The sequence below is a fragment of the Microbacterium sp. 4-7 genome (genome assembly GCF_014332665.1).
Lineage (GTDB): Bacteria > Actinomycetota > Actinomycetes > Actinomycetales > Microbacteriaceae > Microbacterium.
Genome location: NZ_MCRH01000004.1, coordinates 1 through 15,434, shown reverse-complemented (window position 1 = coordinate 15,434; position 15,434 = coordinate 1). Strand labels below are relative to the sequence as shown.

The 15,434-nt window shown below is 66.4% G+C and carries 17 protein-coding genes and 2 tRNA genes; 9 read left to right on the top strand and 10 right to left on the bottom strand.

Annotated features, from left to right (window positions below; all coding sequences use genetic code 11):
* Positions 1–6: 6 nt before the first annotated feature.
* The 3 genes from ettA to BEP68_RS07105 form a co-directional block, all read right to left on the bottom strand.
* Positions 7–1,686: an energy-dependent translational throttle protein EttA gene (ettA, locus tag BEP68_RS07115; RefSeq protein ID WP_053096025.1), complete on the bottom strand. Its 1,680-nt coding sequence runs from the start codon at positions 1,684–1,686 to the stop codon at positions 7–9.
* 83 nt (positions 1,687–1,769) lie between these two features.
* On the bottom strand, positions 1,770–2,279 hold the full coding sequence (locus BEP68_RS07110) for a DUF6993 domain-containing protein (RefSeq protein ID WP_315985286.1): 510 nt from the start codon (positions 2,277–2,279) through the stop codon (positions 1,770–1,772).
* Between the two features lie 81 nt (positions 2,280–2,360).
* Positions 2,361–2,906 (bottom strand): single-stranded DNA-binding protein, encoded by a 546-nt coding sequence (locus tag BEP68_RS07105; RefSeq protein ID WP_053096024.1) that lies wholly within the window; start codon positions 2,904–2,906, stop codon positions 2,361–2,363.
* Positions 2,907–3,108: 202 nt separating this feature from the next.
* On the opposite strand from BEP68_RS07105, the gene BEP68_RS07100 reads away from it, so the two are divergent.
* Positions 3,109–3,378 (top strand): hypothetical protein, encoded by a 270-nt coding sequence (locus tag BEP68_RS07100; protein WP_053096023.1) that lies wholly within the window; start codon positions 3,109–3,111, stop codon positions 3,376–3,378.
* Positions 3,379–3,402: 24 nt separating this feature from the next.
* On the opposite strand, the gene BEP68_RS07095 is transcribed toward BEP68_RS07100, so the two are convergent.
* A tRNA-Arg gene (locus tag BEP68_RS07095) sits at positions 3,403–3,478 on the bottom strand.
* A 59-nt stretch (positions 3,479–3,537) separates the two neighbouring features.
* Between BEP68_RS07095 and orn the strand changes: the two genes are divergently transcribed.
* The 6 genes from orn (at position 3,538) to BEP68_RS07065 (ending at position 6,193) form a co-directional block, all read left to right on the top strand.
* Positions 3,538–4,164, top strand: coding sequence for an oligoribonuclease (gene orn, locus BEP68_RS07090; RefSeq protein WP_187249616.1), 627 nt, complete (start codon positions 3,538–3,540; stop codon positions 4,162–4,164).
* Positions 4,165–4,200: 36 nt separating this feature from the next.
* Positions 4,201–4,276, top strand: a tRNA-His gene (locus BEP68_RS07085).
* A 125-nt stretch (positions 4,277–4,401) separates the two neighbouring features.
* Positions 4,402–5,031 carry a LysE family transporter gene (locus BEP68_RS07080; RefSeq protein WP_187249615.1) on the top strand — a complete coding sequence of 210 codons (630 nt, stop codon included), beginning with the start codon at positions 4,402–4,404 and terminating at the stop codon, positions 5,029–5,031.
* Between the two features lie 36 nt (positions 5,032–5,067).
* Complete coding sequence (locus BEP68_RS07075) at positions 5,068–5,415, top strand: metallopeptidase family protein (protein ID WP_053096020.1); 348 nt, start codon at positions 5,068–5,070, stop codon at positions 5,413–5,415.
* Entirely contained in the window at positions 5,412–5,705 is a 294-nt protein-coding gene (gene clpS / locus BEP68_RS07070; protein ID WP_053096019.1) for an ATP-dependent Clp protease adapter ClpS, read from the top strand. Before BEP68_RS07075 ends, clpS begins: the two co-directional genes overlap by 4 nt.
* Positions 5,702–6,193, top strand: a complete 492-nt coding sequence (locus BEP68_RS07065) for a DUF2017 family protein (RefSeq protein ID WP_056278691.1) — start codon at positions 5,702–5,704, stop codon at positions 6,191–6,193. The genes clpS and BEP68_RS07065 overlap by 4 nt, the downstream gene beginning before the upstream one ends.
* Before the next feature lies 1 nt (position 6,194).
* Here BEP68_RS07065 and BEP68_RS07060 read toward each other — a convergent pair whose 3' ends face one another.
* Genes BEP68_RS07060 through gatC form a run of 6 tightly spaced genes read right to left on the bottom strand, consistent with a single transcriptional unit; the run spans position 6,195 to position 11,746 of the window.
* The gene (locus tag BEP68_RS07060) at positions 6,195–6,776 is read right to left on the bottom strand and encodes a hypothetical protein (protein ID WP_285364780.1); all 582 of its coding nucleotides are present in this window, start codon (positions 6,774–6,776) and stop codon (positions 6,195–6,197) included.
* Entirely contained in the window at positions 6,760–7,077 is a 318-nt protein-coding gene (locus tag BEP68_RS07055; RefSeq protein ID WP_053096016.1) for a hypothetical protein, read from the bottom strand. The genes BEP68_RS07060 and BEP68_RS07055 overlap by 17 nt, the downstream gene beginning before the upstream one ends.
* Positions 7,078–7,114: 37 nt before the next feature.
* Positions 7,115–8,371: a DNA polymerase IV gene (dinB, locus tag BEP68_RS07050; RefSeq protein WP_053096015.1), complete on the bottom strand. Its 1,257-nt coding sequence runs from the start codon at positions 8,369–8,371 to the stop codon at positions 7,115–7,117.
* 47 nt (positions 8,372–8,418) lie between these two features.
* Complete coding sequence (gene gatB, locus BEP68_RS07045; RefSeq protein ID WP_053096014.1) at positions 8,419–9,933, bottom strand: Asp-tRNA(Asn)/Glu-tRNA(Gln) amidotransferase subunit GatB; 1,515 nt, start codon at positions 9,931–9,933, stop codon at positions 8,419–8,421.
* On the bottom strand, positions 9,933–11,450 hold the full coding sequence (gene gatA, locus BEP68_RS07040; RefSeq protein WP_187249614.1) for an Asp-tRNA(Asn)/Glu-tRNA(Gln) amidotransferase subunit GatA: 1,518 nt from the start codon (positions 11,448–11,450) through the stop codon (positions 9,933–9,935). The genes gatB and gatA overlap by 1 nt, the downstream gene beginning before the upstream one ends.
* Positions 11,447–11,746, bottom strand: a complete 300-nt coding sequence (gene gatC / locus BEP68_RS07035) for an Asp-tRNA(Asn)/Glu-tRNA(Gln) amidotransferase subunit GatC (RefSeq protein WP_053096012.1) — start codon at positions 11,744–11,746, stop codon at positions 11,447–11,449. Before gatC ends, gatA begins: the two co-directional genes overlap by 4 nt.
* Before the next feature lie 67 nt (positions 11,747–11,813).
* On the opposite strand from gatC, the gene BEP68_RS07030 reads away from it, so the two are divergent.
* Both BEP68_RS07030 and BEP68_RS07025 read left to right on the top strand, forming a co-directional pair.
* Positions 11,814–13,514, top strand: coding sequence for a long-chain-fatty-acid--CoA ligase (locus tag BEP68_RS07030; protein ID WP_187249613.1), 1,701 nt, complete (start codon positions 11,814–11,816; stop codon positions 13,512–13,514).
* Positions 13,515–13,561: 47 nt separating this feature from the next.
* On the top strand, positions 13,562–15,406 hold the full coding sequence (locus BEP68_RS07025; protein WP_315985285.1) for a DEAD/DEAH box helicase: 1,845 nt from the start codon (positions 13,562–13,564) through the stop codon (positions 15,404–15,406).
* The last annotated feature ends 28 nt before the right edge of the window (positions 15,407–15,434 follow it).

Genomic DNA, 15,434 nt, shown 5'->3' with positions numbered 1-15,434 from the left:
GGGCGGTCAGTCGCGCGTGAGCTTGCGGTGCGTCGAGCGGTGCGGCTTCGCCGCGTCTGCACCGAGGCGCTGGATCTTGTTCTCCTCGTACGCCTCGAAGTTGCCCTCGAACCAGTACCACTGGTCGGGCTTCTCGTCGGTACCCTCGTACGCGAGGATGTGCGTCGCGATGCGGTCGAGGAACCACCGGTCGTGGGTGATCACGACTGCGCAGCCGGGGAATTCGAGCAGCGCGTTCTCGAGGGAGCTCAGCGTCTCGACGTCGAGGTCGTTGGTGGGCTCGTCGAGCAGCAGCAGGTTGCCGCCCTCCTTCAGAGTGAGGGCCAGGTTCAGTCGGTTGCGCTCACCACCGGAGAGCACACCGGCCTTCTTCTGCTGGTCCGGCCCCTTGAAGCCGAACTTCGAGACGTACGCGCGCGAGGGGATCTCCGTCTTGCCCACGGTGATGAAGTCGAGCCCGTCGGAGACGACCTCCCACAGCGTCTTGTCCGGGTCGATGTTCGACCGGGACTGGTCGACGTAGCTGATCTTGACCGTCTCACCGATCTTGAGATCGCCCGCGTCGAGCGGCTCGAGGCCGACGATCGTCTTGAACAGCGTCGTCTTACCCACACCGTTCGGGCCGATCACGCCGACGATGCCGTTCGGCGGAAGGCTGAAGCTGAGGCCGTCGATGAGCGAACGCCCGTCGAACCCCTTCTTCAGGTTCTTCGCGTCGATGACGACACTCCCGAGTCGGGGACCCGCCGGGATCGTGATCTCCTCGAAGTCCAGCTTCCTGGTCCGCTCTGCCTCGGTCGCCATCTCCTCGTACCGCGCGAGACGTGCCTTGGACTTGGTCTGACGGCCCTTCGCGCTCGAACGCACCCACTCGAGCTCCTCCTTGAGGCGCTTGGCGAGCTTGGCGTCCTTCTTGCCCTGGATCTCGAGGCGTTCGCCCTTCTTCTCCAGATAGGTCGAGTAGTTGCCCTCGTACCCGATGAGCCGACCACGGTCGACCTCGGCGATCCACTCGGCGACGTGGTCGAGGAAGTACCGGTCGTGGGTGATCGCGATCACCGCGCCCTTGTACGCCTGCAGGTGCTGTTCGAGCCAGAGCACGCTCTCGGCGTCCAGGTGGTTGGTGGGCTCGTCGAGCAGCAGAAGATCGGGCTTCTGGAGCAGGAGCTTCGCCAGCGCGACTCGGCGCTTCTCTCCACCGGAGAGAGGCGCGATGGCGGCATCGGCCGGCGGCGTGCGGAGGGCGTCCATCGCCTGCTCGAGCTGCGAGTCGAGGTCCCAGCCATCGGCTGCATCGATCTCTTCCTGCAGTGTGCCCATCTCAGCCAAAAGCGAGTCGAAGTCCGCATCCGGGTCGGCCATCAGCATCGAGATCTCGTTGAAGCGGTCGACCTTCGCCTTGATGGCGATGCCGTCCTGGATGTTCTCGATGACGGTCTTGCTCTCGTCGAGCTCGGGCTCCTGCATCAGGATCCCGACGGAGAAGCCGGGAGACAGCTTCGCCTCGCCGTTTGACGGCGTGTCCATGCCGGCCATGATCTTGAGGATCGTCGACTTGCCGGCGCCGTTCGGACCCACCATGCCGATCTTGGCACCGGGGAGGAATGCCATGGTGACGTCATCGAGGATGAGCTTGTCGCCCACCGCCTTGCGCGCACGAACCATCGAGTAGATGTACTCAGCCACCGAAAACCGCTCCTTCTGTTGGCGTCGAAGATCGACACTCCAGCCTACCGGCGATCGCAGGGCTCGCTACCGGAGCCGCCGTATCACCAGTCGATTGCCCGCGTCGCACCGACGAGACAGCGCCCCTCTGCGAGCTGGGGCATCACGACGGCGACGGGCTCGCCGGTCGACGGTCCCACCTGGCCGACGAGGCACTCCGCGTCGCCCCAACGCACCGCGAACTGCAGGCTCTCGACCGGGTTTCCGACCGTCGTGACGTCTGCGGTCACCTGCATGGCGGCCTTGTCGAAGCCGGCCGCCGTCAGGGCATCGATATACGCGCGGCCGGAAACCCTCTGCTCGGATGCCCATACGCCGTCGGTCACGGCTGCGAAGAGCGGCAGGTTGTCCTCCGCACTGCCGTCCGCCACGAACACGGGACCTGCCGGAGATGCCGACGGCCCCGGCGACGCAGCGGCGTCGGTCGGACCCGGTGCCGGTGCCGGTGCGGGCGAGGCTGTCGGACCGCACGCCGTCAGCAGCAGCACCAGAGTCGTGCCGATGCCGACTGCGATCGCCGAACGCGGTGCGGAGGAGTCCGGTCGTCGAAGCACGAACCGAGTCTACGGGCGTCCTCCTCCGCACGCGTCCGGCTCACCACGATCGAGTGGGTCGGACGCAGTCCTCACCCGCCCTCAGGACGCACCGGAACCTGAGGGGAACGAACCCACGAGGTCGCTGCCTGATCCCGCAGGCTCGGCGTCGTTCGCGGCCCACGACGTGTCGATGTCCTTCATCTCATCGCTCGAGCCCAGGCTCCCCGCGTCGTCGCTGACCGCATCCGACGGCGCCGCGCCACCTCGCGGAGGCGCGTCGACGGTCGATCTGGAACTACGGCGATACGCGGTCGTGCCCCAGCGGAGGTCGTGGCCGATCGCATCCGCGTCGATGTCGACGCTGGTCCCCTGCTTGCCGTTGTTCTCCCACGCGCGGATCTTCATCCTCCCGGTGACGATCACGCTGTCGCCCGCCCGCAGCGAGGCCTTGGCATGCTCTCCCAACTGGCGAAAAGCCGCGACCGAATACCAGTTCGTGACCACGTCGATCCAGGTCCGCGTCGATTCGTCGAACCGCCTGTGAGTGCTGGCGAGTCGGAAGTTCGTGACAGGGATCCCGCTGGTCGTGCGCCCCTGGGTGGGATCGGTCGCAACGTTTCCCACGATCGTCACTGTGTCGTACATGTTCGCTCCTCTGTGCCCGGAACGTGCGTCCGGCTCGCTACAGAGTGCGCTCCGGCGGTGCTTCCTGCGCACGCGGAACACCAGATCCTGAACAACCAGAATCGACGTCCGCATGTGCAGAAGAACTGCGCTTGCCGCCGCATCATGCCACCCGCGCAATGTCGGTGGTCGGTCATACGTTCGAATCAGGAAAGGAGATTCGATGTCCGCCACCCTGATCACGTCCGTCCCCGAGGTTCCCCACGCGACGCCGCGGCTGTCGGCGAAGAAGGAGCACCTTGTGCGCGCCTCAGCCCATCTCTGGCGGGTGCAGGACGCGAAGGACCGGGTCCTCGGGCATCTGCGCCTCGTCCCGGATCCCCTCGGGGTCAGGTATCGGGCGGAACGCCTCCACCTCGCCACGTCGTCTTTCCGACTCGTCGGAGACTTCTGGAGCGCAGACGATGCGGTGGCCGCGCTGCGGAACGGATGAGCCTCCGCACACGGGCCCAGGCGATGGTGCCCCCGGCAGGATTCGAACCTGCGACCAAGAGATTAGAAGGCTCCTGCTCTATCCCCTGAGCTACGGAGGCGCACAGAACTACCGTACCGCGCCCGACTCGGATGTCGGAGCCGTCGATAGGATGGCGACATGGTATCTGCCTCAGAGAACGACCGCCTCGTCTGGATCGACTGTGAGATGACCGGTCTCGATCTCTCCGTCGACGAGCTCGTCGAGATCGCCGTCGTCATCACTGATTTCGAACTGCGTCCGGTCGATCCCGGCTTCCAGATCGTGATCCGACCGAGCGACGCAGCACTCGAGAACATGAACGACTTCGTGACGAAGATGCACGAGTCCTCCGGGCTGATCACAGAGATCCCGCATGGCGTCTCGCTGGCCGAGGCCGAGGAGCAGACCCTCGCCTACATCAAGCGGTTCGTCCCCCTCGAACGCAAGGCTCCGCTCGCAGGCAACACCATCGGCACCGACCGCATGTTCCTGGCGAAGTACATGAGCCAGGTGGACCAGTGGTTGCACTACCGCAACGTCGACGTCTCCAGCATCAAGGAGTTGTCGCGGCGGTGGTACCCGCGGGTGTTCTTCCAGGCGCCGGCGAAGGACGGCGGACACCGCGCCCTCGCGGACATCCTCGAGTCGATCCGCGAGCTGCGGTACTACCGTGAGGCGGTCTTCGTCGACGAGCCCGGACCGTCGAGTGACGACGCTCGCGACATCGCCATTCGCACCGTGTCAGAGTTCACCCCGAACATGTAATAGACTCGTCTGGTTGCCAATCGCGATTGGCACATGGTGGGTATAGCTCAGCTGGTAGAGCGCTGGCTTGTGGTGCCGGATGTCGCGGGTTCGAGTCCCGTTACTCACCCCACTCAGAAGAAGGTCCGAGTCGAGAGACTCGGACCTTCTTCTGTTCTCCTCGTCGGATGACGCCTCGGTCCTGAAGCCCAGGCGGCCGTGATCGAGAGCACGCTGAGCTGCCCCTAGGATTGCGGGGTGTCGCTCGCCGTGTGGTTCTCGCTTCTGACCGCCTGCGTGGTGATCAGCTTCACACCGGGCGCCGGTGCGATCAACACGATGTCGAACGCTCTGAGTCAGGGCTGGCGCCGATCGATCTGGGGCATCCTCGGGCAGCAGCTGGCTCTCATCCTCCATGTCGTGATCGTCGCCGCCGGCCTGGGGCTTCTCGTCTCGCAGTCCGAAGTCCTCTTCAACGTGATCAGGTATGCCGGCGCGGCGTACCTGGTCTTCCTCGGAATCCGACTGATCCTCACGAGGCCTCGACGTGCCGCCGATGAAGACGGGACGGTCGTCGACCTGCACGAGGGCCACTGGTCGATGATCAGACGCGGATTCTGGGTCAACCTGCTCAATCCCAAGGCGATCGTCTTCTTCCTCGCCTTCATCCCGCAGTTCATCCGACTGGACGAGCCCCAACTCCCCCAGTACCTCACTCTCATCGGCACCGTCATCATCGTCGACATCGTGGTGATGTGGGGATTCTTTGCCACAGCGGCCGGACCGTTCCGCAGGCTCACGAGATCCTCGCGGGGGCAGCGGACGCTCAACAGTGTCTTCGGCGTCCTCTTCATCGCCGTCGCGGGCCTCCTCGTCTTCCTCCACTGACACGCAGCTCCCCCAGCCGGCAATAGGCTGGAGCTGATGGAGATGGATGCAGCGGACTTCGAAGAGCTCGTGATCGACGAGCTCGATCGCCTGCCCGACGAGATGGTCGACGGGCTGGAGAACGTGGTGTTCGTCGTCGAGGATCGTCCGGAGGATGGAAGCCTCGACCTGCTCGGACTCTATGACGGCTTGGCCCTGACGGAGCGCACGCAATACGGCTCCGGGGAGCTCCCGGATCGGATCGTCGTCTATCGCGAGTCTCATCTGGCCGCCTGCGACAGCGATGACGAGCTTCGCGACGAGATCCATACGACCCTCGTGCACGAGATCGCGCACTTCTACGGCATCGACGACGAGCAGCTCCACACGCTGGGGTGGGCATGAGTCCCCTCGCTACACCTGACATCGACGAACAGCTCGATCTCTCGGCCGCCCCGCTCGAGCCCTGGGAGGTCGTCGTGTGGAACGACCCGGTGAATCTGATGAGCTACGTCGTGCGGGTCTTCCGCACCTATTTCGGATATTCGCTCGAGCGAGCCACGATGCTGATGCGACAGGTGCACCACGACGGTCAGGCCATCGTCGCTACGGGCCCGCGCGAGACGATGGAGGTGCACGCGCAGGCGATGCACGACTACGGCCTCTGGGCGACCGTCCGAAAGGCTTCGAGGTGACCGACCTGACCGTACGGGTGCGGATGGCCCGCGTCGAGGGTGCGCAGCTGGTGCACCTGGTCGACGACTTCCGTGAACTCGTGGGAGCGAACCGCGACGTCGAGGATCCCGCGATCGGTCGCCTGATTCCAGACCCCTATCCCGAAGACGAAGACTCGTCGCGCGCGTTCCGTGACGCGACCCGAGACGATCTCTTGGATCGACGCGCTCTGGACGCGGACATCGTCCGTACCGCACTCGCCGGGATGCGCGGGGACCTCGGCGACATGCCCCGGGACGAAGCCTTCGCAGAGCACGATCTCGACATCCCCCTGTCTGATGTCGACGCGTGGATGCGCACGCTCACCGCCCTCCGACTCGTCATCGCCGAGCGTCTCGGGATCCAGAACGATGACGATCATGATCCCGACGACCCGAGGTACGGCGTCTACGACTGGCTCGGATATCGTCTCGAGCTGACTGTCGAAGCGGCGGACCGCCTCCTCTGAGCTACGGCACTTCGACGGCCCTGGTCGCCAGGGAGCGGGGATCATCGCGCGCGATGTGATCGCTTTCCTGCCGCGCCCACTGCTCCCAATGAGGCCGGTACGTCTCCCCATCCCGCGCCAGAGCCCGCGCCTTGCGGCCGGTTTCGGCGGACTCGATCCAGACGCGCACGTCCGCGATCGCCGCGGTGGCCGGCGTCAGTATCCCGCTCCCCTCGATGAGCACGCCCAGCGAGGGGTCTACCGCGTGAGTCTCAGCCTCGGCGCCCTTCGCCCAGTCCCAGCGTCGCCACTCCCCGAGGTACCCGCGACCATGCGGACGCAGAATACCGTTCAGTGCTCGCTCCACTCCGTCGCTGAGGCCGTCCCAACCGGGGTAGATGGAGTCGAGAGCGACGAGCTGCACCCGTCCGGCGATCGGCCAGCGCTGGACGAGCATCCGGGCGAGAGTCGTCTTACCGGCACCGCTGCGACCGTCGATGAGGACGACCGGATTGGCCGCAGACAGCATCCGGATGTCCTCGACGATCTGGGTCGCTGCGCGCTCGAGCGCGACAGCGACCGGGTCGTCACTTCTTGAGTGCACGGATGATGCGAGAGAGCGCGCGCCCGGTGACCCAGATGAACGGCACGGCGACGACGAGCAGCGTCACGATGTTGGGCTCGAATCGGAGTCCCTCCTCGCGGCGGACGTAGACGCCGACCGGCACGGAGACACCGCCGCCACCACCGCCTTCGGCGCCGTCACCGCTGCCTCCGCCGAAGCCGGAGTAGGTGAAAGCGACAGGAGTGATGCTCACTCCATCGACATCCTGCTGTTCGCCGTACGCGCTCTTCACGCCGAACGCGGCGGCCTGCTTTCCGAGTTCCAGTGCAATGTTGGGCATGGCTCCACGCTAGTCCAGGAATCGTCCGCGACAAGCGTCAATCCAGTCCATGGGCCTTGGGATGCTGGGCAGCGCCGCGGCCGTCACCGCGCCCTATGTGGCGCGCTCGACTGATCGTGGCGCTCCCGAACCGTGCCACGGCGTCGTCGACCGCGCCCTCGACGCGTCGCCAGTCCTCATCGTCGTCCCACAGGCCGAACCCGCCACCGCCGGCGGGGCGCAGCTTCTCTGCGCGCACCCCGACGAGCCGCACAGGATCGCGTCGCTCGATCTGATCGAAGAGCGTCTGAGCCGCTTCGCCGATGCGCTGCCCCACCGCGGTGGGTTCCGGGAGCGTCTGTGAACGGCTGATGGTGCGGAAGTCGTCGAACCTGATCTTGATGGCGACGGTCGAGGTCTCCCACTCTGCTTTCCGCAGACGCGCCGCGACGCGGTCCGCGAGGCGCAGCAGCTCAGCCCTGAGGAACGATCGGTCCATGATGTCCGTGTCGAACGTCTCCTCGTGCCCGATGCTCTTCTCCACCCGCTCGGTCTCGACTGCACGGGGGTCCTCCCCGCGGGCGAGTTCCGAGAGCCGAGCGCTCAGAGCCGGTCCGACGGCACGGTCGAGAATCGCCTGCGACGAGGTGCGGATGTCCCGCACTGTGCGAATTCCTCGTCCCTCCAGCGCTTCGGCGGCTTTCGGGCCCACACCCCACATCGCACGCACTGGGCGCGGATCGAGGAAGTCCTGGGTTTCCGATGCGGCGATGACCAGCATCCCGTCAGGTTTCGAGATCGTCGAGGCCATCTTCGCCACATGCTTGGTCGCAGCGACGCCGACGCTGCAGGTGATCCCGACCTCTTCTCTAACTCGCTCGCGAACGAGGTGCGCGATTCTCGCAGGGCTCCCCCACAGACGTCGGACGCCCCGCACATCCAGAAACGCCTCGTCGACAGAGAGCGGCTCGACGAGAGGCGTGAACGACTCGAAGATCGCCATGACCTGTCGCGAGACGGCGTGGTATCGATGGAAATGCGGAGGGACGATGCGCGCAGAAGGACACAGGCGCAGAGCCTGAGAGACCGGCATAGCTGCGCGAACGCCGTAGCGACGAGCCTCGTACGAGGCGCTCGACACCACCGAGCGACCGTCAGGCGCTCCGATGATCAACGGCAGTCCTCGCAGGCTCGGATCATCGAGCACCTCGACGGCCGCGTAGAACGCATCCATATCGACGTGCAGGATGCTCGTGCCGGTGTCGTCGGCATCCGCGGACGACACGATGCGCCCTCTGCCGTCACCGTGACCCATGACACCATTCTCCCCCGGGCCTCGGACATGAGGCCCGGGGGAACCGGTTACTGCGCAGCGCGCTCGAGGACGAGTTCGCGGACACGGGCGGCGTCCGCCTGGCCCTTCATCGCCTTCATCACAGCGCCGATAACGGCCCCGGCGGCCTGGACCTTTCCGTCCTTGATCTTGGCCAGCACATCGGGCTGCGCTGCGAGTGCGTCGTCGATCGCTGCGATCAGCGCACCGTCATCCGAGACGACCGCGAGTCCGCGGCCGTCGACGACCTCCTGAGGCGTGCCCTCGCCCGCAATGACGCCCTCGAGCACCTGACGCGCGAGCTTGTCTGTGAGCGTTCCGGCGTCGACGAGTTTCTGCAGGGCCGCGACGTTCTCGGGCGAGACCAGCTCGGTGACGTCCTTCTCCTGTGAGTTGGCGAGGCGCGTGATCTCGCCCGTCCACCACTTCCGGGCCGTCGCCGGAGTCGCGCCGGCGGCGATCGTCGCTTCGACGACCTCCAGCAGCCCTCCATTGCGCACGTCCTGGAACTCCAGGTCCGTGAAGCCCCACTCGGCCATCAGACGGCGTCGACGGGCGACGGGCTGTTCCGGGAGCTCGGCACGCAGGGCTTCGATCAGCTCTGCTGCAGGCTCCACCGGCAGGAGGTCGGGCTCAGGGAAGTAGCGATAGTCGTCCGCATCCGACTTCGGACGACCGGGCGAGGTCGTCCCGGTGTCCTCGTGCCAGTGTCGCGTCTCCTGAGTGATGGTCCCGCCATCGGCGAGGATCTGCGCCTGACGCTGGATCTCGTACCGGACGGCACGCTCGACCGAGCGCATCGAGTTGACGTTCTTCGTCTCGGTGCGGGTGCCCAGCTTCTCCTGTCCGCGGGGACGCAGCGACACGTTCGCGTCGCAGCGCAGGTTGCCTCGTTCCAGACGCGCCTCGGAGATCCCGAGGCTGCGCACGATGTCACGGATCGTCGCGACGTATGCCTTGGCGACCTCGGGGGCGCGGTGCTCGGTGCCGAAGATCGTCTTCGTCACGATCTCGACGAGCGGCACACCGGCGCGGTTGTAGTCGACGAGCGAGTATTCGGCTCCCTGGATGCGTCCGGTCGCGCCACCCATGTGGGTGAGCTTGCCGGCGTCCTCCTCCATGTGGGCGCGCTCGATGGGGATCTGCACGATCGTGCCGTCCTCGAGCTCCACCTCGACGGAACCCTCGAACGCGATCGGCTCGTCGTACTGGGAGATCTGGTAGTTCTTGCCGAGATCCGGGTAGAAGTAGTTCTTCCGGGCGAAGCGGCTCGACGGTGCGATCGAGCATCCGAGAGCGAGACCGAGACTGATCGACGAACGGATCGCCGTCTCGTTCACGACCGGGAGCGATCCGGGCAGGCCCAGATCCACCGGCGCGATCAGCGTGTTGGGCTCGGCGGCGTGGTAGAGCTCGTTCGCCGGGTTCGGCGCGTCCGAGAACATCTTGGTGTGCGTGTTGAGCTCGACGTGGACCTCGAACCCGAGCACGGGCTCGTACAGTTCGAGCGCTTTGTCGAAGTCCATGAGCTTGGCGGTGGCCATCAGCGGGTCCCTCCCACGAGCTGGGGTGCACGCGTGAGAAGCGGCGCTCCCCACGAATCGACGAGCAGCGTCTCGACGGCGGCGCCCACCTTGTAGAGTCGCGCATCCTCCCGCGCCGGTGCGATGAACTGGATGCCGACGGGCAATCCGTCTTCCGACGCGAGTCCGCTGGGGACCGAGATGCCGGGAACGCCCGCGAGGTTGACGGGAATGGTCGTGATGTCGTTCAGATACATCTGCAGCGGATCGTCGATCTTCTCGCCGAGCTTGAACGCAGTGGTCGGAGCCGAGGGCGTCGCGATGACGTCGACCTCCGCGAAGGCGTTCGCGAAGTCCTGCTGAATGAGCGTGCGCACCTTCTGAGCACTGCCGTAGTACGCGTCGTAGTAGCCGGCCGACAGCGCGTAGGTGCCGAGGATGATGCGTCGCTTCACCTCGTCGCCGAACCCGGCGTCACGCGTGGCGGACATGACGTCCTCGACGGTGGGGGTGCCGTGGGGCGTGACGCGCAGGCCGAAGCGCACCGAGTCGAACTTCGCGAGGTTGCTCGACGCCTCCGCAGGCAGGATCAGGTAGTAGGCCGCGACGCCGTACTCGAAGTGCGGAGCGCCGATCTCGACGATCTCCGCGCCCTGCGCCTCCATCATCGCGAGCGCGCTGCGGAACGATTCCGCGACACCGGGCTGGAACCCGCTGTCCGGCAGCTCTCGGATGACACCGACCTTGAGCCCCTTGAGCACGTCACCGCGCGCGCCCTCACGGGCCGCGTCAGCGAATGAGGGCCACACGTCACGCAAAGACGTGGAGTCCTTCGGGTCGTGCCCGCCGATCGCATCGTGCAGGAGACCCGCGTCGAGCACTGTACGCGTGACGGGTCCGACCTGGTCGAGGCTGGAGGCGAGTGCGATGGCCCCGTACCGGCTGACGCCGCCGTAGGTCGGCTTGACGCCCACCGTGCCGGTGACATGAGCAGGCTGACGGATCGAGCCGCCGGTGTCGGAGCCGAGTGCCAGCGGAGCCTCGAAAGCGGCGACTGCTGCCGCCGATCCGCCGCCGGAACCGCCCGGGATCCGGTCGAGGTCCCACGGGTTGCGGGTGGGACCGTAGGCGGAGTGCTCTGTCGAGGACCCCATGGCGAACTCGTCCATGTTGGTCTTGCCGAGCGGGATCAGCCCCGCCGCGCGCGAGCGGGCGACGACCGTGGCGTCGTACGGCGAGCGGTAGCCCTCGAGGATCCGCGAGCCGCTCGTCGTCGGCTGGTCGGTCGTCACGAGGACGTCCTTGATCGCGAGCGGCACGCCGGCGATCGGGCCGAGCTGCTCACCCGCCGCACGCTGGGCGTCGACAGCGGCGGCCGCCTCGAGCGCACCCTCGTTGATGTGCAGGAAGGCATGAACGTCGCCGTCGACGGCTGCGATGCGGTCGAGGTGAGCGCGAGTGGCCTCGACGCTCGAGATCTCGCGGCTGGCGAGCTTGTCGGCAAGCTCCGCCGCAGTCATGCGGATGATGTCGCTCACTGCTCTTCTCCCAGGATCGCGGTGACGCGGAATCGGCCGTCGGCCTGATCCGGCGCGTTCTGGAGCACCTGCTCGTGTGTGAGGGTCTCGCCCACCACATCGGGACGGTAGACGTTGCTCAGCGGAATCGGATGACTCGTCGCTGCGATGTCGGGGCCTGCGACCTCCGACACCTTCGCGATGTTGTCGACGATGGCATCGAGCTGGCCCGTGAGTCGGGACACCTCGTCGTCGTTGAGCTGGATGCGCGCGAGCACGCCGAGATGACGCACGAGATCAGGGGTGATTTCAGACACGGCCCCAGTCTAGTTGCCGTGCTCACCGGGTCCCTGCAGTCCGGCGAAGCCGCCCTATGCTGGGCGGGTGAGCTCGTACCAGCCTCCTCGCCCATGGATCGCCAGCTATGCCGCAGGCGTCCCGGAAGACCTCTCCCCCGTGTCCGGATCGCTGGTCGACATCGTCGCCGCGTCCGCCCGCGACTACCCGGATGCCCCCGCCCTGCAGTTCTTCGGTCGTGAGACGTCGTACTCAGAACTGCAGAATGCGATCGACCGAGCAGCCGCAGGACTGCGCGACCTCGGCGTGCGGGCGGGCGATCCCGTGGCGATCGTGCTTCCGAACTGTCCGCAGCACATCGTGGCGTTCTACGCGGTGCTCCGTCTCGGCGCCGTCGTCGTCGAGCACAACCCGCTCTACACTCCGCGCGAGCTGCGGAAGCAGTTCGAGGACCATGGCGCGAAGCACGCGATCGTGTGGAACAAGGTCGTCGCCACAGTGCAGGAGTTCCCCGCCGACCTCGCCGTGACGAACCTCATCTCCGTCGATGTGACGCGCGCGATGCCCGTTCTCACTCGTGTGGCGCTGCGGCTGCCGGTGGCGAAGGCCCGTGAGTCTCGCGCCGCTCTGACCGAGAAGGTGCGAGGAACCGTCACCTGGGACTCGCTGGTGCAGTCCGCCCCGATCCCTGCCGCGCACCCGAAGCCCGCCACCGACGACCTCGCGATCATCCAATACACGTCCGGCACGACGGGAACCCCCAAGGGCGCCGCCCTGACCCACGGCAACCTGCTCGCGAACGCCGCGCAGTCGCAGGCATGGGTTCCGTCGATCCAGCGCGGCAAGGGCTGCGTCGTGTACGCGGTGCTGCCGATGTTCCACGCCTACGGTCTGACGCTCTGTCTGACATTCGCGATGTCCATGGGTGCGCGCCTGGTGCTCTTCCCGAAGTTCGATCCGGATCTCGTGCTCGACGTGATGAAGAAGCACCCCGCCACCTTCCTTCCCCTCGTGCCCCCGATCGCCGACCGGCTGCTGTCGGCGGCGAAGGCGAAGGATGTCTCGCTCGACGGCATCGAGGTCGCGATCTCCGGCGCCATGGCTTTGCCGCACGAACTCGTGGTGCCGTTCGAGGCGGCGACGCATGGCTTCCTCGTCGAGGGGTACGGACTCAGCGAGTGCTCCCCCGTGTTGATGGCGAACCCCGTAGCTGACAACCGCGTGCCCGGCACCGTGGGACTTCCCCTTCCGGGAACCGAATGCCGCGTCGTCGATCCCGAGAACCCGACCGTCGACGTTCCTGAAGGCTCCGCGGGTGAGCTCCTGGTGCGCGGACCCCAGGTGTTCTCCGGCTACTACGGCAAGCCGGAGGAGACGGAGGCGGTCTTCGTCGACGGCTGGTTCCGCACCGGTGACATCGTGACGGTCGATGAGGCGGGTTTCATCCGGATCGTCGACCGCATCAAGGAGCTGATCATCACCGGCGGCTTCAATGTGGCCCCCACCGAGGTCGAGAGCGCTCTGCGTCAGCATCCTCAGGTCGTGGACGCCGCCGTGGTCGGTCTGCCGAGCGACCACTCCGGCGAGGAGGTCGTCGCCGCGATCGTCGTCGACGCGGCGGCAGACGTCGACGTCGAAGCGATCCGCGAGTATGCGCGCAGCATCCTCACCCCGTACAAGGTTCCGCGGCGTCTGTTCATCGTCGACGAGCTGCCCAAATCGCTGATCGGCAAGGTCCTGCGTCGCCAGGTCAAGGAGAGACTGCTCACTCTGACTTCCGGCTCCTGAGGGCGCCCTCACAGGCGCGGAATCCCGCGAAGCGCTACCCTTGGTCAGTGACTCCTGAAGACGCTGTGCCCACCGACGCCCCCGAGGCCCCTGGATTCGAGGAGCTCGGCATCACCGGCCCCGTCCTCAAGGCCATCAAGGACCTCGGCTACGAGACCCCCTCCCCCATCCAAGCCGCCACGATCCCGACCCTGCTCTCCGGTCGCGATGTCGTCGGTATGGCGCAGACCGGAACGGGAAAGACCGCGGCATTCGCGCTCCCCGTGCTCGAGCGCCTCGACGTGTCCCAGAAGACCCCGCAAGCTCTCGTGCTCGCTCCGACCCGCGAGCTCGCTCTGCAGGTGTGCGAGGCGTTCGAGTCGTACGCGTCGAAGATGAAGGGCGTCCACGTCCTCCCCGTCTACGGCGGACAGGGCTACGGCGTGCAGCTGTCGGCGCTGCGCCGCGGCGTGCACGTGATCGTCGGCACCCCCGGTCGCATCATGGACCACCTCGCCAAGGGCACCCTCGACCTGTCCCAGCTGCAGTACCTGGTGCTCGATGAAGCCGACGAGATGCTCAAGATGGGCTTCGCCGAAGACGTCGAGCAGATCCTCGCGCAGACGCCCGAGGAGAAGCAGGTAGCCCTCTTCTCAGCGACCATGCCCCCGCAGATCCGCCGACTCGCGCAGAAGTACCTGCGTGAGCCCGAAGAGATCAGCATCAAGTCGAAGACCGCCACCGGCACCAACATCACGCAGCGGTACCTCGTGGTGTCGTACGCGCAGAAGGTAGATGCGCTCACTCGCATCCTCGAGGTCGAGAACTTCGACGGCATGATCGTGTTCGTCCGCACGAAGAACGAGACCGAGACGCTGGCCGAGAAGCTGCGTGCCCGCGGATACTCCGCCGCCGCCATCAACGGCGACGTGCCCCAGGTCCAGCGTGAGCGCAGCGTCAACCAGCTCAAGGCGAGCAAGCTCGACATCCTCGTCGCGACCGACGTGGCCGCTCGCGGTCTCGACGTCGAGCGCATCAGCCACGTCATCAACTTCGACATCCCCACCGACACCGAGTCGTACGTGCACCGCATCGGCCGCACCGGCCGCGCGGGACGCACCGGAGACGCGATCAGCTTCATCACCCCGCGTGAGCGCTACCTGCTCAAGTCGATCGAGAAGGCCACGCGTCAGCAGCCCACTCAGATGCAGCTGCCCAGCCTCGACGACGTGAACACCACGCGCCTCGCCCGCTTCGATGACGCGATCACGACCGCGCTCAGCGATAGCACCCGCATCGAGAAGTTCCGCGACATCATCGACCACTACGTGCGCAACCACGATGTGCCCGAGGCCGATGTCGCAGCTGCGCTCGCTGTCGTCGCCCAGGGCGATACTCCTCTGCTGCTCGACCCGGCCGACGACGCCCTGTCGAAAGCGGTCGAGTACGACAACCGTCCGCCGCGCGAGAGCAACACTCGCGAGCGTCGCGAGACCCGCGAACCGCGCGAGCGCCGTGGGCGCGGCGACTACAAGCCGTACCGCATCGAGGTCGGACGCCGTCACCGCGTCGAGCCCCGTCAGATCGTCGGCGCACTCGCGAATGAGGGCGGCCTGGGTCGTGATGACTTCGGCGCGATCAACATCCGGCCGGACTTCACTGTCGTCGAGTTGCCGGCGAACCTCGACTCGTCCGTCCTGGAGAAGCTGAAGGACACCCGCATCTCGGGTCGGCTCATCGAGATCAAGCCCGACCGTGGGCCTGGAGCCCGTCGTAACGACGGCCCTCGTGACGGCGCCCGCGGTGGGTTCGAGCGTCGCGATGACCGTCCGCGCTACGACCGTGACGACCGTCCTGCTCGCACCGATGAGCGAGGCGAGAAGCCGTTCCGCAAGCCCCGACACAAGGGCTGATCAGCCGTAGAACGCATCGAGCGCGCCG

What these genes read in the sequence shown, in the direction of transcription:
- BEP68_RS07105 (WP_053096024.1), bottom strand. Translation starts at nt 2,906, where the DNA reads ATGTACGACACAGTGACGATCGTGGGAAACGTTGCGACCGATCCCACC.
- BEP68_RS07100 (WP_053096023.1), top strand. Translation starts at nt 3,109, where the DNA reads ATGTCCGCCACCCTGATCACGTCCGTCCCCGAGGTTCCCCACGCGACG.
- orn (WP_187249616.1), top strand. Translation starts at nt 3,538, where the DNA reads ATGGTATCTGCCTCAGAGAACGACCGCCTCGTCTGGATCGACTGTGAG.
- BEP68_RS07075 (WP_053096020.1), top strand. Translation starts at nt 5,068, where the DNA reads ATGGAGATGGATGCAGCGGACTTCGAAGAGCTCGTGATCGACGAGCTC.
- clpS (WP_053096019.1), top strand. Translation starts at nt 5,412, where the DNA reads ATGAGTCCCCTCGCTACACCTGACATCGACGAACAGCTCGATCTCTCG.
- BEP68_RS07055 (WP_053096016.1), bottom strand. Translation starts at nt 7,077, where the DNA reads ATGCCCAACATTGCACTGGAACTCGGAAAGCAGGCCGCCGCGTTCGGC.
- dinB (WP_053096015.1), bottom strand. Translation starts at nt 8,371, where the DNA reads ATGGGTCACGGTGACGGCAGAGGGCGCATCGTGTCGTCCGCGGATGCC.
- gatB (WP_053096014.1), bottom strand. Translation starts at nt 9,933, where the DNA reads ATGGCCACCGCCAAGCTCATGGACTTCGACAAAGCGCTCGAACTGTAC.